At 31.3% G+C, this 19484-nt stretch carries 19 protein-coding genes; 2 read left to right on the forward strand and 17 right to left on the reverse strand.

The annotated features are described in order from the left end of the window. Positions 1-2: 2 nt before the first annotated feature. From rlmN to G9F72_RS16685, 16 genes are all read right to left on the reverse strand, one after another. Positions 3-1040 carry a 23S rRNA (adenine(2503)-C(2))-methyltransferase RlmN gene (rlmN, locus tag G9F72_RS16610; protein ID WP_164955751.1) on the reverse strand — a complete coding sequence of 346 codons (1038 nt, stop codon included), beginning with the start codon at positions 1038-1040 and terminating at the stop codon, positions 3-5. A gap of 20 nt (positions 1041-1060) precedes the next feature. Next, entirely contained in the window at positions 1061-2389 is a 1329-nt protein-coding gene (gene rsmB, locus G9F72_RS16615) for a 16S rRNA (cytosine(967)-C(5))-methyltransferase RsmB (protein ID WP_164955752.1), read from the reverse strand. Between the two features lie 27 nt (positions 2390-2416). After that, positions 2417-3094, reverse strand: a complete 678-nt coding sequence (locus tag G9F72_RS16620; protein ID WP_164955753.1) for a zinc metallopeptidase — start codon at positions 3092-3094, stop codon at positions 2417-2419. A 16-nt stretch (positions 3095-3110) separates the two neighbouring features. Then, entirely contained in the window at positions 3111-4040 is a 930-nt protein-coding gene (gene fmt / locus G9F72_RS16625) for a methionyl-tRNA formyltransferase (RefSeq protein WP_164955754.1), read from the reverse strand. Position 4041: 1 nt separating this feature from the next. Beyond that, complete coding sequence (gene def / locus G9F72_RS16630) at positions 4042-4494, reverse strand: peptide deformylase (RefSeq protein WP_164955755.1); 453 nt, start codon at positions 4492-4494, stop codon at positions 4042-4044. An 86-nt stretch (positions 4495-4580) separates the two neighbouring features. Continuing rightward, positions 4581-6782 carry a primosomal protein N' gene (gene priA, locus G9F72_RS16635; RefSeq protein WP_164955756.1) on the reverse strand — a complete coding sequence of 734 codons (2202 nt, stop codon included), beginning with the start codon at positions 6780-6782 and terminating at the stop codon, positions 4581-4583. Between the two features lie 47 nt (positions 6783-6829). Continuing rightward, on the reverse strand, positions 6830-8020 hold the full coding sequence (gene coaBC, locus G9F72_RS16640) for a bifunctional phosphopantothenoylcysteine decarboxylase/phosphopantothenate--cysteine ligase CoaBC (RefSeq protein WP_164955757.1): 1191 nt from the start codon (positions 8018-8020) through the stop codon (positions 6830-6832). 1 nt (position 8021) lies between these two features. Further along, the gene (gene rpoZ / locus G9F72_RS16645; protein ID WP_164955758.1) at positions 8022-8240 is read right to left on the reverse strand and encodes a DNA-directed RNA polymerase subunit omega; all 219 of its coding nucleotides are present in this window, start codon (positions 8238-8240) and stop codon (positions 8022-8024) included. Then, positions 8233-8844 carry a guanylate kinase gene (gene gmk, locus G9F72_RS16650; RefSeq protein WP_164955759.1) on the reverse strand — a complete coding sequence of 204 codons (612 nt, stop codon included), beginning with the start codon at positions 8842-8844 and terminating at the stop codon, positions 8233-8235. Before gmk ends, rpoZ begins: the two co-directional genes overlap by 8 nt. Continuing rightward, entirely contained in the window at positions 8844-9116 is a 273-nt protein-coding gene (remA, locus tag G9F72_RS16655; protein ID WP_124998964.1) for an extracellular matrix/biofilm regulator RemA, read from the reverse strand. Before remA ends, gmk begins: the two co-directional genes overlap by 1 nt. 14 nt (positions 9117-9130) lie before the next feature. Then, the gene (locus G9F72_RS16660) at positions 9131-10009 is read right to left on the reverse strand and encodes a YicC/YloC family endoribonuclease (RefSeq protein ID WP_164955760.1); all 879 of its coding nucleotides are present in this window, start codon (positions 10007-10009) and stop codon (positions 9131-9133) included. A 209-nt stretch (positions 10010-10218) separates the two neighbouring features. Beyond that, positions 10219-11373, reverse strand: a complete 1155-nt coding sequence (locus tag G9F72_RS16665; RefSeq protein WP_187356027.1) for an aminotransferase class I/II-fold pyridoxal phosphate-dependent enzyme — start codon at positions 11371-11373, stop codon at positions 10219-10221. Between the two features lie 154 nt (positions 11374-11527). Then, positions 11528-12949 (reverse strand): NCS2 family permease, encoded by a 1422-nt coding sequence (locus tag G9F72_RS16670; protein WP_164955761.1) that lies wholly within the window; start codon positions 12947-12949, stop codon positions 11528-11530. A gap of 144 nt (positions 12950-13093) precedes the next feature. Next, positions 13094-14089 carry an asparaginase gene (locus tag G9F72_RS16675; protein WP_164955762.1) on the reverse strand — a complete coding sequence of 332 codons (996 nt, stop codon included), beginning with the start codon at positions 14087-14089 and terminating at the stop codon, positions 13094-13096. 258 nt (positions 14090-14347) lie between these two features. After that, positions 14348-14548: a hypothetical protein gene (locus G9F72_RS16680; protein WP_164955763.1), complete on the reverse strand. Its 201-nt coding sequence runs from the start codon at positions 14546-14548 to the stop codon at positions 14348-14350. A gap of 282 nt (positions 14549-14830) precedes the next feature. After that, complete coding sequence (locus G9F72_RS16685; protein WP_164955764.1) at positions 14831-14974, reverse strand: hypothetical protein; 144 nt, start codon at positions 14972-14974, stop codon at positions 14831-14833. Between the two features lie 370 nt (positions 14975-15344). Between G9F72_RS16685 and G9F72_RS16690 the strand changes: the two genes are divergently transcribed. Further along, positions 15345-15530, forward strand: coding sequence for a hypothetical protein (locus G9F72_RS16690; protein ID WP_164955765.1), 186 nt, complete (start codon positions 15345-15347; stop codon positions 15528-15530). A gap of 176 nt (positions 15531-15706) precedes the next feature. Here the strand turns inward: G9F72_RS16690 and G9F72_RS16695 are convergent, their stop codons facing one another. Next, on the reverse strand, positions 15707-16198 hold the full coding sequence (locus G9F72_RS16695) for a ferritin family protein (RefSeq protein WP_164955766.1): 492 nt from the start codon (positions 16196-16198) through the stop codon (positions 15707-15709). Positions 16199-16468: 270 nt separating this feature from the next. Between G9F72_RS16695 and G9F72_RS16700 the strand changes: the two genes are divergently transcribed. Then, a complete protein-coding gene (locus tag G9F72_RS16700; protein ID WP_164955767.1) occupies positions 16469-19420 on the forward strand; it encodes a hypothetical protein in 2952 nt (983 codons plus the stop codon). The last annotated feature ends 64 nt before the right edge of the window (positions 19421-19484 follow it).

Below are 19484 nucleotides of genomic sequence, written 5' to 3' on the forward strand. Positions count from 1 at the left end.
TTCTACACCCCCTCATTTCCTTTAATATAGCTTCCTCTAAGTTGTCCACATGCTGCATTAATATCCAGGCCCATTTCACGCCTTATTGTTGTCTGAATATTATTAGCTTCAAGTACACTCTTAAATTTAGAAACCGCATCATTTGAAGATCTTTTAAGTTCATTCTCTTGTATCTCATTAATTGGAATTAAATTAACATGACATAACATGCCCGAAAGAAGCACACTTAACTTTTCCGCATCTAGCAAACTATCATTAAGATCCGCTACAAGAGCATATTCAAAAGTTACTCTTCTATTAGTTTTATTTATGTAGTACTTACATGCATCAATAATTTCTGCAATAGAATACTTATTTGCAATTGGCATGCTCTTCATTCTAATTTCATCAGTAGCTGCGTGAAGTGAAATAGCCAGGGTAGTTTGCAAATCAATATCTGCAAATTCTTTTATTTTTGGTACAATACCACAAGTAGAAATAGTTATATGTCTTTGACCAATATTAAGTCCATTTTCTGAATTAACAATGTCTAGAAATTTTATTACATTTTCAAAATTATCAAAGGGTTCCCCACTTCCCATTAGCACAACATTAGAAATTCTCTCACCAATTAGATTCTGTGATTTCATTATTTGAGACAACATTTCTCCTGGTGTTAGGTTTCTAATCATACCCCCAATAGTAGAAGCACAAAATTTACATCCCATCCTGCATCCAACTTGAGTGGAGATGCATATAGAATTTCCATGTTTATATTTCATAACAACGCACTCAATTAAATTACCATCATTTAGTTCAAAAAGATATTTTCTTGTATCGTTTATTTTTGAAGTATATTCACATGCAAGTTCTGGTATTCCTATATAAAAATTACTTTCAAGCTTTTCTCTTGTACCTTGTGGAATATTATTCATATCTTCAAATTTCCAAATCCCCTTATAAATCCAGTCTGACACTTGTTTAGCTCTAAATTCACTCTCGAAATTACTTTTCATCCATTGCTTTAGCTCTACTAAATTTAAGTCTAAAATATTTGTCATTATATACACCTACCACCATTTTATAATTTTATGATTTTGGCTATAAAAAAACCATCCATGTACTCATTTGGTAATATAGTTGCATACCCCAGATTACTATAGTTTATATTTTTGAGATCACCATAAAATACTGGCTGAATCTTAAAATCTGGATGGTTCTCTATAAACCAATCAATATTACCTTCGTTTTCTTCTTTGTTAAGGGTGCATGTTGAGTATACAAGCACCCCACCTTTTTTTACATATTTCGAAGCATTCTCCATTATTTTTCTTTGTGTATGGACTATATCTTCTATGTCCTTTATATGCTTACTCCACTTTATCTCAGGTTTTTTTCTAATAATTCCAAGCCCAGAACAAGGTACATCCATAAGTACTCTATCTGCTGATTCCAAAAGATTTGGATTATAAACCGTAGCGTCCATAACATCACAAGTTGTATTTGTAATTCCTATTCTATTCAAATTTTCTTTTATTAAGGACAACTTGTTTTTATGGATATCAAATGCAGAAATGTGCCCTGTATTTTTCATAATTTCTGCAATATGTGTTGTCTTTCCACCTGGCGCACTACAAAGATCTAATACTTCTAGATTTGGCGCTAGGTCCATAGAAGGTGCTGTAAGCATTGCACTTTCATCCTGAACTGTTATGCTACCTTCGTTAAATAAAAGGTTATTCTCTATATTTTTCCCTTTAATAATTCTTATAGCGCAGGGAAACGCGTAGCCCTTTTCTATATTATACCCATTTTCTATAAGTTTTTCCCATATTTCTTCATAAGTTAATTTCAAAGTATTAGCTCTAACTGTAACATCAGGTTTATAATTTAAACCTCTTAGAATTTCCTCAGCGGAAGCAAGACCATATTGCTTTATAAACAGCTTAACCAAAGCCTTAGTAAAGGAATACTCAAAGCATAATCTTTCAATATCATTTTTTTCATTATAGTACACTGCAGTACTGTCTCTTAGATAGTTTCTAAGTACCCCATTAACAAATTGTGATGCTCCTACATTACTCATCTTTTTTGTTAAATTTACAGCCTCATTAACCACAGCAAAGCTTGGGATTTTGTCTAAATACCTAATTTGATAAATGGATATTCTTAATATGTTTAAAACAAAACTGTCTATGGATTCGAAGCCTTTTTTTATAAAGCTGCTCAAAATTTTATCAATTGTATATTTATATTTTAATGTACCATAAACTATCTCTGTAACTAGCGCTTTATCTTTATCATTTAATTCCGATTTATTAAGTTCCAGTCCTAAAACTATATTAGAATACGCATTTTCATTTATTACTTTTTCAATAACTACAATTGCTGCTAGTCTACTATTATTCATGTTATTACCTCAATTTTCTATTTGATTTTATCTATCGCGACTTAATAAAATGAGACGTATAAGCTGGGAAATCGCCATAAGTGTTGCAGCTACGTATGTCATAGCAGCAGCACTGAGCACTGATTTGGCTCCTTTTATTTCATTTCCATAAAGTATACTTCTAGATTCTAAAATATTTAGCGCTCTACTTGATGCATTAAATTCAACTGGTAAGGTAATTAACTGAAATACTACCACGGCTGAAAATAACACAATACCAATATTTACTAATATTGGAACACTTAAAATTATTCCTATTAAAAACAATAACCAGGATGCATTTGAGCTAAAATTAACTGCTGGCACTATAGCGTTCCTTATTTTTAAAGGTGCATAATGTTCTTTATCCTGCAGCGCATGCCCTGTCTCATGGGCCGCGACCCCTATAGCTGCTACAGAAGTCCCATTATAAACCTCGCTTGAGAGCCTCATAATTCGTTTAGAAGGGTCGTAATGGTCAGTAAGCTTTCCACGTACTATTTCTACCGGTATATCAAAAAGACCACCATCATCCAGTAGCATTCTAGCTACTTGTGCCCCCGTATAACCATTTGCACTATTTACCTTTGAATATTTACTAAAAGAGGACTTTATTTTAAGCTGTGCCAAGGCTGAAATAATTATAGCTGGGACTAATATAATCATTGTACTATCAAAAAACAACATATTTAATCACCTCTCTTTATTTTAAAACTACACCTTCATCTATCTTATTTCCTACTATATAATCTTTGACTTTTAGTGGTTTTTTACCAGGGAATTGTATCTCTTCAATAAGCAAAACACCACTGCCAGTTGATACCTTTAATCCCTCTTTTGAAACCTCTATAATACTTCCAATGCACTTATTAGACTCTTCGTTTAAAACTCTTGATTTATATATTTTCATTACCATATTCTCATAATGAGTATATGCAATAGGCCATGGATTTAATCCTCTTATGAAATTATGAATACTCACACTACTATGCTCCCAATTTATGTTAGCCATGTCCTTGCCTAGCATAGACGCGTAAGTGCTAACATCATTTTCTTGTTTAACTTTCTTTATCTCATTATTTACTATACCATTTATTGTTTTAATTAAAAGTTCACCACCGCTATTCATCAGAATATCATGCAATTCACCTGCAGTAATATCACTAGTTAGGTCTATTTCCTCGGTTAAAAGTATATCTCCTGTATCAAGACCAACATCCATGAGCATAGTTGTATTTCCACTTTTATTCTCTCCATCAATTATACACCAATTTATAGGAGCAGCGCCCCTATATTTTGGTAATAATGATGCATGCAAGTTTATACATCCATATTTAGGAATGTCTAATACTTCTTTTGGAAGGATTTGCCCAAAAGCTACTACTACTATAAAATCTGGTTTTATGTTTTTTATAAGCTCTATCATTTCCTCATTTTTTTTAAGTCTTAAAGGCTGATATACCGGTATATTATAGGAAGTTGCTAATTGTTTAACCGGTGACATAGCCAGATTTTTACCTCTACCTTTAGGTCTATCAGGTTGAGTAAAAACTGCAGAAACTTCAAATTCATCTATAAGTCTAGAAAGGGATGGCACAGAAAATTCTGGTGTACCCATAAAAATTATCTTCATATTATTTCTCCTCGTCATCTATTGCTTTGTCTACAAACAAAATACCATCTAAGTGGTCAATCTCATGGCAGATGGCTCTTGCAAGCAGTCCTTCTCCAGGCATTACTATCTCTTCCCCATTTTCGGTTAAGGCCTTAACTGTTACTTTTTCTGGCCTCTCTACATTTTTTTGTACCCCTGGTATGCTAAGGCAGCCCTCATGAGATATATTTGAACCTTCCATTTCTAAAATCTCTGGATTAATAAGTGCCATAGGTCCATTTCCAACATCGATAACAACTATTCTTTTTAAAATGCCAACCTGTGGAGCTGCAAGGCCTAGCCCCTTAGAATTGTACATAGTTTCTTTCATATCCTTAATTAACAATAATATCCTTGGTGTAATTCCCTCTACCACTCTGCTTTTTTTTCTTAATAATTCATCGCCATAGGTTCTAATAGTTCTTATAGCCATACAAAAAACCTCCTCGTAATTACATTACACTATTTTTAAATGTCATCATATCATCTTCTGCGAAGCTGAAATATTAAAGACTTCAGTTAAAACATGCTGCTTGGATTAATATCTATACTAACCCTTATACTATTATAAACATTTTTAACTAATTCATAAACTAAATTTTTTATATCTTCTGCAATATTTTCTTCAATATTTCCTTTAATGATAATTTGCCACCTGTAGAAATTTTTAATTCTAGAAACTCCACAAGGACAGGGTCCAAGTAATGTAATTTTATCATTATTTTCAAGCTTATATTTTAAATTTACGCCAACATTCTGTATACTTTCTATTAACAATTTTTCATCTTCAGAACTCATATTTATAACTAGGATTCTCGTAAAAGGTGGATAGTCCATAGCTTTTCTCACCATAATTTCATTTTTATAGAAACTATCATAATCATTAGCTGCTGCATATTGTATAGTGGGGTTATCTGCACTATATGTCTGAATAACCACGCTGCCTTCTTTTTTACCTCTACCTGATCTTCCGGAAACTTGAGTTAGAAGTTGAAATGTACGCTCGAAGGCCCGAAAGTCAGGCAAATTTAATGATAAGTCTGCAGCGATTACTCCTACCAATGTAACGTTTTCAAAATCTAATCCTTTAGCCACCATTTGAGTTCCAATTAAAATATCTGCCTGCCTGTTTTTAAAGGTATTATATATATATTCATAAGAATTTTTTTTCCGTGTTGTGTCAAAATCCATTCTAAGAGTTTTCGCACTTGGAAAAATTCTATTAATTTCTTGTTCAATTTTTTCCGTTCCAACCCCAAAATACTTTACATAGGTACTTCCACAACTAGGACAGGTTTTACTAATTCTTTCTTTCTCTCCACAGTAGTGGCAAGTTAAATATTCACTTGAATTGTGGTATGTTAATGATATATCGCATTTTTTGCATTTAAAAACATATCCACATTTTCTACAAGACACAAAGGTTGAAAAACCTCTCCTATTTAAAAATAGTATCACCTGCTCATGTTTTTCTAGAGCGCAAACAATACCTTCATATAATGACTTACTAAATATTGAACGATTATTATTCATGAGCTCTTCCCTCATGTCAACAATCTCCACTTTTGGCATGGCCGCGCCATCCGCCCTGTCATTAATAGTAATCAATTCTAATTCATTTATTGAAGCCCTATAATAACTTTCAATAGATGGTGTAGCAGAACCCAGTAATAATTTGCAATTATCTAGCTCACATTTCATATAGGCTATTTCACGAGCATCAAACTTGGGATCCATGTCCGATTTATAACTTAATTCGTGCTCTTCATCTATAACAATTAATCCTAAGTTTTCAAAAGGCAGAAATATGGCTGATCTTGCCCCAATGGCAATTTTAACATTTCCAAGCTTTACTCTCATCCATTCATCAAAACGTTCACCATCTGATAACCTACTATGGAAAACTGCTATATCACGTCCAAAACGGCCTTTGAACCTCTCTACCATTTGAGGCGTTAGTGATATTTCTGGTATTAAAATTATAGATTGTTTATTATCTTTTAGCATATAACTAACCAAATTCATATATATTTCAGTCTTTCCACTACCTGTAACTCCATGCATTAGAAATTTTTTCTTATCAGAATTCATTATAAAATCTACGGACTTTTGTTGTTTATCATTTAATATTTTTTCTTCGTATCTAGAATAGTTTTCTTCATTATACCTATTAATTATAACCTCTTGCGTGGCTAAAAATCCATATTTAATCATGGTATTTATTGAGGACAGTGATTGATTGAAATTTTTACTGAATTCATTTTTATTATATTTCATATTATTCAATTTTATTAATTCATAAATGTCTTTATAAGGTTCATTCAAAAATTTGCCTTCTAGCTCTTTGCATACAGTTAACACTTGAGCGGTCTTGTTTTTTATACCTTTTGTTATGCCTCTTGGAATAATAACTTTTATGCACTCTAAATATGTACACAGATACTTTTTTTTCATAATCTTTACAAGTTCAATATCAGTTATTTTAAGCAGTGGCATTTCATCACATATACTAGCTATATCCTTAATTCTATTCACATTATCACATTGTTCATATAGTTCTAATACAAAAGCATCCAATGTCTTGTTTCCTCTGCCAAATGGTACTTTAATTCTAAATCCTAAAAGTTCTTTACCTATTAAACTAATAGGTATCTTATATGTAAAAACCTTATCCACTTGAACAGAATCGTTATTAACCACAACTCCAGCATACTGATACACACAATCACCCTTTTAATTTATAATTTTCTATAATATAAAAAAGCGCATTAGCGCTTTTTATTTATTAAACTAAACAATTCCCTAGCGACTTGTTTTTTTGACATTTTATCTATTGCTATTGGGCTGTTATCTTTACTTAAAATAATTACTTTATTATCATCAGTTCCAAAACCAACATCTGATGCTGATATATCATTAGCAACTATGTAATCCAAATTTTTCTTAAGCAGTTTTGCATTTGCGTTTTGGAGTAAATCATTACTTTCTGCTGCAAAACCTACTAATATTTGCTTTTTCTTATGTAATCCTAACTCCTCTAAAATATCATTATCACGTACAAATTCTAAGTTTAATCCATTTTCACTTTTCTTTATTTTAGAGGTACTATAAACTTTAGGCTTATAATCAGCTACAGCTGCTGCACTTATAACTATATCACTCTCTTCATAATTATTTAAACAAGCTACCCTCATCTCTTCATTAGTGTTTATATTTATCATCTTGACGCCAAAGGGTACTTTTTCATGACATGGACCAGATATTAAAGTTACAATTGCTCCTCTATCTACAGCTTCTCTCGCAATTGCATATCCCATTTTTCCTGATGATCTATTTGTTATAAATCTTACAGGATCAATAGGTGCAATTGTAGGGCCAGCCGTAACTAAAACTTTAATGCCAAGCATATCTTTTATTGGATACAAATTACTCATAATTATTTCAAAAATATCTTCAGTTGGTGCTAATTTTCCTTGTCCTATGTCACCGCAGGCAAGTCTTCCTGAGGTGGGCATTATAAAATCATACCCATAAGTCACAAGCTTTTGAATATTATCTTGTACTACTCTATTATTATACATATTTACATTCATTGCAGGGGCAAAAATCACCGGTGCCACAGTTGCCATAATAGTAGTGGTAAGCATATCGTCTGCAATGCCATTTGCAACTTTACCAATTATATTGGCAGTTGCTGGAACTACAACCAACAAATCAGCTTTTTTAGCAAGAGATATATGTTGTATCTCCCATGCTTTAGGCTCTTCAAACATGTCATGAATAACCATGTTTTGACTTAGTGCTTGAAAGCTTATGGGGTTAACAAATTCCAACGCCGCTTTAGTCATGATAACATGTACGGAAACATTTTCTTTTCTTAATCTACTAATAACATCTAATGCCTTATATACCGCTATCCCCCCAGTTACACCAATAATTACTGTTTTTGTATTTTCCATACTATTTTATTCCTTCTTTTGTTGTAATAGCCACAATAGCTCCTTCATAAATTTCATGTATAGCTATAGTAACAGGCTTAGTTGAATCCACATGTACAAGTGGACTTTGACCTTCTATTATTTGTCTTGCTCTTTTTGATGTTGCTACAACTAGTGAATACCTGTTGTCAACTCTCTCTAATAAATTTACTATTGATGGGTTTATCATTGAATTATTCATTAATTATTTCCTCCTTTAGAAAATCTCCATTCATTCTATCTACTCTACATCTTTCTGCAATTACAATACTTTGAATTTTCTCGCAGGCACAGGCTACAGTGTCATTTACAACTGCATAATCATATTTTGATACAAAACTAATTTCTTTATGTGCTGACGTAAATCTTGTAATTAAAGACTCTGGCGTTTCACTGCCTCTATTTGTAATTCTATTTTTTAATTCCTCCATAGATGGCGGAAGAATAAAAATAAATAAACCATTTGGATAAGCTGTTTTTACTTTAAGAGCACCTTGAATATCTATTTCAAGTATTACATCTTGGCCATTATCTAATACTTTTAAAACTTCTGATTTAGGTGTTCCATAATAATTTCCATAAACTTCTGCATATTCAAGAAAATCCCCTGACGCGATTCTTTCTAAAAACTTTTCTTTGGTTATGAAATAGTAATTTACGCCATCTATTTCATCACTTCTTGGACTTCTTGTAGTTGCAGACACTGAAATCCAAAAATTATTTTTTTCTATAATAGACTTACATACAGTTCCTTTACCAGCACCAGAAGGCCCTGAAATAACAATGAGCTGCCCTCTACTCGTCATTATTCCTCAACCTCATCTATATGTTCCTCATCTTTAACAGATAAACGGTGTGCAACAGTTTCAGGTTGAACCGCTGATAAAATAACGTGATCACTATCAGTGATAATAACTGCTCTGGTTCTTCTTCCATAAGTAGCATCAATTAGCATACCTCTATCTCTTGCTTCTTGAATTATTCTTTTAATTGGTGCTGATTCAGGGCTGACTATGGCTACCAATCTATTTGCTGAAACAATGTTCCCAAAACCTATGTTTATCAATTTTATACTCATCGCGCGCCTCCTGCTTATTCTATGTTTTGTATTTGTTCTCTAATTTTTTCTATTTCGCTTTTCATGTTAATTACTGTATTTAAAATTTCTAAATCATTTGCTTTTGATGCTATAGTATTAGTTTCTCTGTTCATTTCTTGAATAATAAAATCAAGTTTTCTTCCTATTGGTTCATCTATTACTAGAGTCTCTCTCATTTGCTGTATATGACTATTAAGTCTTACAATTTCTTCATCAATTCCAGCCTTATCTGCAAAAATTGCAACTTCCATGGCAACTCTATTCTCATCAAATTCAACTTCCTTATGCAGAGCATTTAACCTTTGAGTAAGTTTGCCTTTATACTCGTCAAAAACAAAGGGCGATCTTTCCTTAACCTTTTGAACTAAGCCACTTATAAAATCACATTTAATTATAACATCCTCTAGTAATTTTTCGCCTTCCCTTTCTCTCATAAAAAGAAGAGCTTCAAGGGCTTCATTTAGTGATTCCTCAATCTGCTCAAAGGTTTCTGAGATATCTTCTTCCTTTTGTTTAAGAGTTATTACCTCAGGTAATCTAGCTATTTGAGAGACTGATATATCGCCTTCTAGATTATATTTATCTTTTAAAACTTGGAAGCACTTTATATAACTTTCAGCTAATTTTTCATTCAAATTAGCGTAAGCGTCTTCCTTATCATAATTACCTTGAGTTACAAATACATCAAGTTTGCCTCTTTTTACTTTTTCGCCAATTATTTTTCGGATTTTATCCTCAAAAGCTATTAATACTCTAGGCATTCTTATATTAGTTTCGAAATATCTATGATTAACACTTTTAATCTCAATGGTAAAACTTTTACCATCTTTTTCGCAGTTCCCTCTCCCAAACCCAGTCATACTCCTAATCATAACAACGCATCCTTCCAATGTTCATTGTGAACCCTTATAATTATACATAAACTATCACTATAATTTCAAGTTAAAATTATAAGTTGTCACTTTTACCAGGATTTTTATTTAAAAAAATACTGTGGCACTGTAATTTAATGTATTTTAAAAATAGTTCTCACTTATACTAAAATATTTCCTATATAACTTATATTATACCAATAATAATATTAATCACCACATTTATTTAGAGATTTTAAAGCTTCTTTAATAATAAACACATCTTTTGTAAGTGCTATACGGAAATAATCATACCCAAGTTTCCCAAAAGCATTCCCTGGTGTAACCACAATTCCATTATTAGTAAGCATCTCTTCACAAAACTCATTAGTTGTATAATTCTCAGGTGTTTTGCACCACAAATAAAAAGTCCCTTCTGCATCAAAAAAATTAATGTTTTTTTGTAGTAGAATACTTTTAGCAGCTTCTCGCCTTTCATCGTATATTTTACGTATATTGTAAACATAATCCCGTTCTAGGTTAAGAGCAGCAACGGCGGCCTTTTGCACTGGAATAAATTGCCCAGAATCACAATTACTTTTCACTTTTAAAAGAGCATTTATTACTTTAGCATTACCTACAGCATATCCTATTCTATATCCTGTCATATTGTATGTTTTAGATAGTGTTCCAAACTCCACACATTTCCTTTTTATATCAAATTGCATAAGACTAATAGCTTTCTTATCTGCCTTAATTATCTCATTATATGCCGAATCATTGCATAAAACAATATTATTATCATAAGAAAACTTTATAATACGCTTATAGAACTCACAGCTTGCAACGGCACCAGTTGGATTATTTGGATAATTTATAAAAATAAGTTTACTTTTAGAAATTATCTCTTCTGGAATAGTAGTAAAGTCCAACATATATCCATTGATTCGCTTTAAAGGTACCGTATAAGGTATACAGCCCCATAGTTTCGAACAAATACTATAAACAGGGTATGCAGGTTCTGGCACTATTACAACATCTCCTACATCACATACTGCTGGAATGATATTGCTTATACCTTCTTTTGAGCCTATAAGAATTATTACCTCATCTAAGTCTAGACTTACAGAATAGGCCTGTTTATAGTATTGTATAACAGCTTTTTTAAGTTCAATTGTGCCATCATAAGGAGGATAATTATTATACCTATAATCTTTTAATCCATCTATTAGGGCATCTGTAATCTTTGAATGAACTTCTAAATCTGGATCTCCAATACTAAAGTCAATAATTTTTTTTCCGGTGAGAAGTGCTTGATTTTTCATGTCTTCAATTTTTTTAAAATGATATTCATTAATATTAGTTATTCTATTATTTATTTTCATAATATCACCCTTTATACAATTTTTTATTATTTTATTCGGGCGGTATTAACTTTGTTACAGTACTTTATTTATAATAGAAAAAAGAAGAGTACATATTGAACTCTTCTTACTAGTAATAAGTATATATCCTTGTACACTCATATCATGCTATGACTTAAGGTAATATGATAAATCTAATTATAAATAATGCTGCTAAAACGTAAACTATAGGACTTACTTCCTTGTATTTTCCTGTTGCAACTTTTACTATTGGATAAAAAATAATTCCTGCCGCTATACCATTTGCTATACTATAGCTAAAAGGCATTATTGCTATAGTAAAGAATGCTGGAAGAGCTTCTGTAAAATCTTCAAAGTCTATTTTAGTCACTGCACTCATCATAAGTACCCCAACTATTACAAGTGCTGGAGCAGTAGCTTCAGCTGGCACTATTCCTACAAGTCCACTAAAGAATAATGAACATAAAAACAATACTCCCACTGTGGCTGATGTAAGACCTGTTCTTCCGCCTTCTGCAACTCCTGCTGTGGATTCAACATAAGTTACTACAGTACTTGTTCCCATGAATGCGCCTGCTGTAGTAGCTAATGCATCTGACATCAATGCCTTTTTCATATTTTTCACTCTACCAGTTTCATCCAGCATGTTAGCTTTTGTTGCTGTTCCTACAAGTGTTCCTATAGTATCAAACAGGTCTACTAAGCTAAAAGTTATTACAACCATTATTACACTTACTATTGCTGAAAATACTCCCTTAGATGCACCTGCCCCTAAAAGACCTGCAAAGTCAAACTTCATAAATGTGGGAGCAAGAGATGGAGGTGCACTAAATACTTGAACCCCTGTGAGTTTAGTAATTCCAAAAGGAATTCCTACTATTGAAGTTATAATTATTCCAAATAATATAGAGCCCTTTACTTTTCTGGCCATAAGTATTGCCGTAACAGTTATACCTATTAATGCCACTATTGTGCTTGGATTGGTAAAGTTACCAAATGTTACTAAAGTTTCTTTGCTTCCTACGATGATACCACCACTTTTAAAACCGATAAGTGCTATAAATAGACCAATACCACCTGAAATAGCAAGTTTTAAATTCTGAGGTAATGCATCAACTATTTTTTCTCGTATTGAAGTAAGCGTTATTATTATAAATAAAATTCCAGACAAAAGAACTGCTGCTAATGCTTGTTGCCACGTATATCCCAGGGTTAAGCATACGCTATATGTAAAGAATGCATTGAGTCCCATGCCTGGTGCCTGTGCAAAAGGCAGATTAGCGTAGAACGCCATTACAAAAGTACCCACTGCCGCTGCAAGACATGTAGCTGCAAAAACTGATGCTACAATTGGATCATTTAGAGCATTAAAGGCTGCTGCGCCATCTCCCTTTATTCCGGGTAGATTCATTCCAGCAAATTTAAGAATGTTAGGATTTACAAATATAATATATGCCATAGTTATGAATGTAGTTATACCTGCAAGTATTTCTGTTTTTACCGATGTATTATTTTCTTTTAGTTTAAAAAGTTTTTCAAATATTGAATTTTCGACCTTATCTTTTGTTGATTTCATATTTATCCCCTATTCTGTATTTTATTATAGCTTGGGTAATGATTAACAATTTATCATTAGTGGGTATTTCCTTTTCACAAACATAATATCAAAAAAAGATATTTCCGTCAATGCCATCACGAATATTTAAATTAAATTTCTTTACTATATTCGGCTTTTATATCGTCCTCTTTCAAACATACCTTCAATTTCTTCTAAGTTTGTGGTACTAGCAAGTGCAAGCATAAGTTTAATTCTAGCCTTTTGACCTGGAAGGCTATCTCCGAAAATCACACCAGCGTTTCTAAGCTCTTTCCCACCACCAGGATACCCATAAGAATCTAATACCCTTCCTTTGAAACATCTAGATACCATAACTACTGCCACGCCATTTTTTATAGCTTTTTTTACTCCTTCTGCCATTTTCGGTGGAATGTTTCCTCTTCCCATAGCTTCAATAACAAGCCCTCTTGCACCCTGCTCCACACAAAAATCAATTAATTTCGAATCCATTCCAGCACAAGCTTTTATTAAATCTACCCTAGTTTCTATTTTTTCAGTTAATATATGTTCTTTTTTTAAACTATCCCTATAAAATATCGCTTCATTATTGTCGATAATCCCTATGGGACCAAATTCTGGGCTCTGAAAAGTATTTAGATGCATAGAATGTGCTTTAGTGACTTCACCAGCACAATTAAGTTCATCATTTAAGCATACGAGTACTCCCCTATTGCGCGCCTCCTCTGAAATAGCAGTACAAATAGATGCTGATAAATTTGCTGGTCCATCATACCCAAGTTCTGAACTATTTCTCATTGAACCAGTAACAATTACAGGCTTTGGATTATCTATAGTTAGGTGCAATAGATAGGCGGTTTCCTCAAGTGAATCTGTACCATGAGTCACTACAACTCCACATATATCCTCTCTAAGTAGGAAACTTTGTATGTATTTAGATAGTTCCATCATGAGTTCTGGAGTCATATGAGGTCCTGGTAGACTTGAAAAAGTATATGATTCTATTTGTGCATAATTTTCAATTCCCGTAACCATAGACATTATTTCTTCTCCACTTAGTGTTGGGATTGCAGCCTTTATTCTTGGATCAACCGTCATAGCTATTGTGCCGCCATTAAATATAACCGCAACTTTTTTCATTTGAAATTCCTCCTAATATTTAGTCTTAAAATTAAATATAATTTTTCTGGGACAAACAAACTCTATTTTACAATATATTTATAACAATTACATCTCTTATTTTAAAATTTTGTACCTGGTAATAAAAGAAAATAAGATATACTCCTTGTTACAAGTATATCTTATTTACATCATTGCCATTATAATGAATAATTATTACAATATATATTTTTTAATATGACATAATCATTCATGAATATGACAGCATAACTATTCAAATTATTTACTCTTTAAATATTCAAATAAATTCTTTTCTATTTCATCTGCACCATTACCATCTAAAGTTATATACTGCCTATGGCCATCTAACGCTTTTACTTCAACCTTTCCTATTTCTTCACCAGTAACTTTATCAATATCACGTTCAAACTTCATTATCTTATAGCCTTCACTTATAAACTGTTCTGTTTGATTTGCCATCAAATCACGCTCCTTTTCTATATACAGATGTATACTTTAAAGTTTAAAATAAAATGTAACTATCATCCAAAATTTTATTTTAATTCCTTCTTTCCTTCTTCTGCTCCTTTTGTTTATCACTAGGCTCTGTTCTTTTAGTCCCAATATTTACTTCTTGACTATTAGCCTCACTTTTTTTACCCTTTTGCATATTATTACCCTCCTTAAAATGGCGTTTGTTTTACAATAGTTTTTCTGCAAATTCATTTGAATAAGTTGCAATACTATCACTACTTATATTATCTACTCAAGAGTTTCTCCATTGAAATTTTCATACAGTGGTGGTTTTTTCTTATCGCCATTACTTTTCTTAGGTCTACTTATATTGTCACGTTTAACATTAATATTACTATTTTTACTACCTCCAACATGTTGATGATCTGGCATATTTAAAACTCCTTTCAAATTAAAATATATTCTTTTTTATTTTCTGTCTATTTAAGAATTATTATACCTAGTAGCATTATTTATAATGTTTTTTCATATAATAATAAAGAATATTTATTTTATATATACTGTAAAATATAGTAACCTTTTAATGAAATCCCCATAATATATATTAAAGTAACATTAATTGTAATATTTTTCATATTATTAATTACTTATTTGTTTGTTTCTATCCCCCCCCATAAAAAACCACCGCTCTATTAAATAGATTGGTGGTTTTATCATTATGGTTAAAATATTTCTTTATATTTGGAATATTAATTTGCCTATGGTTAATATATATAAGTAAGTAATTTATGAGGTGTATTAAATGGATGATGATTTTAAAAAAATAATACATGCTGAAATTAATAAACCTACTAGTAAAAATGTTGATATTAAAACCCCAAAGCCCAAAAATAGAGATTACAGGCTTATGGTCCTTTGGGTTATAGTAGGTTTACTTGCTGTATTACTACTTTACTATGCTTATCAAATGATATACATTTACTTTTAGTGGATTTTAACTATTAAACTATATTTTATAGTATTATTTTCAAAATAGAAATTTTACACTTTATTGTAAAAAAAGAAGGTATTTATGTTTATTTATTAAACATAAATACCTTCTTCCTTTAATTAAACATATAAAGCTATATTGATGTAAATCATAAATATTAATATAAGAATTATTTAAAATGGTGCATAACCTTGCTCTGACCACCATTCTTCTCTTAGCTCCTCATACTGTGATGAAAATTTATATAAATGAATTGTTTCCCATTTGATTAAAATATTAAATAATTCCTTGGCTTCTTTAATTTCAGTTTCTTTAGCAGCCTTTGTATAGTATTCTATTGATGCTTTTTCCATCTGTATTCCAATGCCAAAAGCAGATACTGCAATGCCAGCATCCTTTCTATCAATATTCTCCCATTTAAAAATTGCTGGAGAAGTTGGTTCAGGAATTAATGCCATTTGAAAATCCACCATATTATCAGCTTTAACCTTGTTAAACAAGTCCTTTAGCCAAACTACATGTTGCATTTCTTCCTCAGCAAGTTCTAAAAAAGCATTTTTCACTTCTGTAGAATTAGAATTACTTGCCGCCATATTATAAAATTCATATCCTTCTACCTCGTTTATAATTGCTTGTTTTATAATCATTAGTTCTTGATTGTTCACTATTATCTCCTCCTCAATATACTATTAAAAATTCAAATTCAGCTTATATTAATTGTCCATTAATAATTAATATCTTTTTATTATTTTATCATATTTTGAAAAATAATACAACAATTATGTTTTATTACTTTTGTATAAATAAAATATTAGGAACAGTTTACAATTTTGAATAAAATTAAAATTTTCCAATCTTGTTATAAAATTATAACAATTGTGTTAAAATAATTGAGAAAGTAAAAGTAAGTATAAGCAGAGGGGGATTTACAAGAGATGAAAAAATTATTAAAAAACGCATTTGTTTTATTGGTATTTTGTGTTCTGTTATTATCTGCACATACTTCATATGCATTTGAATCTAGGAATGATGAAGTAGTTAGCGCAAATAAAGTCTGGAATATTCAGTTTAATAAAGAACTTAAATATGATAACGCATTAAAGCAATCTATAACTATAGTAGATAGTGTGGGAACCATAATTGATACAAAATTAGAACTAGGAAAAGATATGCAATCTATTATAATTAAGCCGCCAGCAAAAGGATATACCCTTGGAAAAATGTATACATTGAAAATTGCTACAGACATTTATTCAAAAGACAATATGAAATTGCAGGAACCCATACAAATGAATTTTAAAATCAATAATAATGTACTTGTAGAAAACAATGAAAACCTTAAGGTTATTTTTAATGATAACTGTAGTAGCATATTTGATAGTGGCTGGAGTAAAAGTCTTGATAATTCACAGCAATCATTTATATCCGATTTTAGTGAGCATAATAAATATATTACTAATGTTCCATATGAACAATATTTATTTTATAATAGCTCACAAAATTCAATAATGCAACTAAGTAAAAACGTAGAAATAGGAGCTGGACCTTTCAATATAGAATTTGATGCTAAAATGGTGGATTTACAAACTCCAAGTAAAAATTCAGGTTGGAGAGGCTTTGCAATAGATGCAATTGCTAATAATAAAAGATACCGCTTAAGCTTTAATAGCAAAGACTCAGATAACAAAATAAAAATAAACTTAATGAATAAAGCCTCAGGAGATGGTTCTTTTCAAACTGTTGATGCCTATTTGCCTAAGGATGATAATATTCATAGATGGTCTATTAAAAATAATGGAAATAATACCATTTCCATATTACTGGATGGAAATAATATAGCTAACTTCTATGATCCAGAATTAGTAAGTACTGGCCTTAATGATAGGGTTATTTTATATAATGATATGACTGATGCAACTACTGGCATCAATCAAATATATATAGAAAATTTTGCTATAACAAAATCTTTAACGATAAAAGACTTTACTGTAATTGCCGATGAAAATAAACAAACTGTAAATGCTTCCATATCTATGAATATTGAAGATGAGAAGCTTATACTGGAAAAGCATTATATAATTAAATGTAGCTTATACAAAAACGATAAAATTGTAGCTGAGGATACAAAGACACTAGACAATAAAAATATTAGTTTTACACTCAATAATATAACCCAATCTGGAGAAATGAAAGTTGTAGCTACGGTTATTGCAGTAGATAAAAAAATTGATGAAATATCAAAAATTATTAACCTTAATGTTGCCACAGTTAATTTAGAGCCAGGTCAAACTATAAGCTCCCAGCCAGGAAAAGTATACTTATATAATAAAATGGATAAGATGCTTACAAACGACCAAAATGATGCACAGCACTCAGGGTGGGAACTAGAGACTTACACAGATTATGACACTAATAAGACTGGAACAATACTTGAAAATGTAGAAAATGCTCTTCCCATAAATATTCCCATAAAACTAAATGGCTGGTTTAGGGTTTATGTAGGGTATGTTACAGGTACGGAAAGCTTTAAAATAGGTCAAACAGATGGTTCTTCCATGCTCCAAATAAATGGTGATATATCTCTTGCCTCGAACGAGTTATATGGTGATCAGTTTATTAATGAAAAATCTACAATAATATCAAATTTTAATAGCAGTTCAATTAAAATTTTCCCAAGCTCATCACAAAGAGCCAGGATTGCTTATATTAAACTAGTAGGTTTAACCGACGAGCAGATATCCATATATGGGCTACAATCAGAGAATAAAAAAACAGTACTATATGATCTTGATGGATATTCCGCTTTTTTCGATGGATCATATCCTAATATTGAAACTCTTAAAAGTAGAACTGTAGATATTCTTTCTGGTAGAAATGTTGGAGAATTAAATTGGTGTTTAGGAACTACAGGTATGTTAAATTATAATAGTAAATATGCTGGCAATGCCTTTGAAGGTCTAGAAGCATATGATGATCAACTTAGAGATGGTGATAAATTAGCAAAATATCAAATATTAAATATCTTAAGTTCTGGAAAATCCCCTTTAGAAATCCTTGCTGATAGAGGACAGGAGAAGGGAATGAAGGTTAATGCCTCATTTAGAATGGATACATTTTATAATCCACTAATTTACGGATTTTTAAATGGTGCTATGTATAATGAATATAATAAGTTTACTCAACTTGGAAGCTACGAATTAGACTATAAGTACCCAGAGGTTAGAGCTTACATAAAAAACATACTTTTGGAATCAGCCTCTTTTAATAATGTTTCAGGCATAACATTAGATTTTTGTAGATATCCTACAATCTTCGGACCAGAAACTTCAAATGAAGAAAAAATACTCATTATGAATGAATTTTTACGAGGTTTAAGGCGTGAACTACCAAAAAACAAAACCATTACCATAAGAGTACCCTACAATGAACCTATTAAATATGGCTATGATATTAATACATGGATTAAAGAAGGTTTGCTTAATAGATTAATACCCTCAAGTATTGGTCGAGAGGAGTATTTTAATATTAAACCATATGTAGATATGGTAAAAAACACCAATGTGCAATTATATATTGGTATTTCTGCAGATGTTAGTGGACATGACATTACAAAAGAAGAGGAAGAGTTAATAAAGCAAGGATTATATGTAAATAATAAAGTATATTTAGATGTCCAGCAGTATTTGCTACGAGCTTGCGCCGTATATAAAGCTGGTGCTGATGGAGTATTCTTATTCAACTCAAGTTCCAGTCTTCTTGTAGATAACAATGCACCTATTGAATCAACCTTCATAGGTGATAAATCCTTAATTCAAAAGTGGCGTGAATTTGATTACGCATCAGGCTTTATGATAAATAAAATTAATGTTCAAAAGCCAACCTTCTAAGTATATGGTAACTATTTATTGATTTTTAATAGTATACGGATTATTATAAGCATTCATTATGATA

This window comes from Clostridium estertheticum, assembly GCF_011065935.2.
Taxonomy (GTDB): Bacteria; Bacillota; Clostridia; order Clostridiales; family Clostridiaceae; genus Clostridium_AD; species Clostridium_AD estertheticum_A.

Coding starts and splice junctions, on each gene's coding strand:
- fmt (WP_164955754.1), bottom strand. CDS start 4,040: ATGAAGATAATTTTTATGGGTACACCAGAATTTTCTGTGCCATCCCTT.
- G9F72_RS16670 (WP_164955761.1), bottom strand. CDS start 12,949: ATGAAATCAACAAAAGATAAGGTCGAAAATTCAATATTTGAAAAACTT.
- rlmN (WP_164955751.1), bottom strand. CDS start 1,040: ATGACAAATATTTTAGACTTAAATTTAGTAGAGCTAAAGCAATGGATG.
- G9F72_RS16685 (WP_164955764.1), bottom strand. CDS start 14,974: ATGCCAGATCATCAACATGTTGGAGGTAGTAAAAATAGTAATATTAAT.
- coaBC (WP_164955757.1), bottom strand. CDS start 8,020: ATGGAAAATACAAAAACAGTAATTATTGGTGTAACTGGGGGGATAGCG.
- rpoZ (WP_164955758.1), bottom strand. CDS start 8,240: ATGAATAATTCAATGATAAACCCATCAATAGTAAATTTATTAGAGAGA.
- G9F72_RS16660 (WP_164955760.1), bottom strand. CDS start 10,009: ATGATTAGGAGTATGACTGGGTTTGGGAGAGGGAACTGCGAAAAAGAT.
- G9F72_RS16675 (WP_164955762.1), bottom strand. CDS start 14,089: ATGAAAAAAGTTGCGGTTATATTTAATGGCGGCACAATAGCTATGACG.
- G9F72_RS16700 (WP_164955767.1), top strand. CDS start 16,469: ATGAAAAAATTATTAAAAAACGCATTTGTTTTATTGGTATTTTGTGTT.
- G9F72_RS16680 (WP_164955763.1), bottom strand. CDS start 14,548: ATGGCAAATCAAACAGAACAGTTTATAAGTGAAGGCTATAAGATAATG.
- remA (WP_124998964.1), bottom strand. CDS start 9,116: ATGAGTATAAAATTGATAAACATAGGTTTTGGGAACATTGTTTCAGCA.
- def (WP_164955755.1), bottom strand. CDS start 4,494: ATGGCTATAAGAACTATTAGAACCTATGGCGATGAATTATTAAGAAAA.
- rsmB (WP_164955752.1), bottom strand. CDS start 2,389: ATGAATAATAGTAGACTAGCAGCAATTGTAGTTATTGAAAAAGTAATA.
- G9F72_RS16690 (WP_164955765.1), top strand. CDS start 15,345: ATGGATGATGATTTTAAAAAAATAATACATGCTGAAATTAATAAACCT.
- G9F72_RS16620 (WP_164955753.1), bottom strand. CDS start 3,094: ATGTTGTTTTTTGATAGTACAATGATTATATTAGTCCCAGCTATAATT.
- G9F72_RS16665 (WP_187356027.1), bottom strand. CDS start 11,373: ATGAAAATAAATAATAGAATAACTAATATTAATGAATATCATTTTAAA.
- gmk (WP_164955759.1), bottom strand. CDS start 8,844: ATGACGAGTAGAGGGCAGCTCATTGTTATTTCAGGGCCTTCTGGTGCT.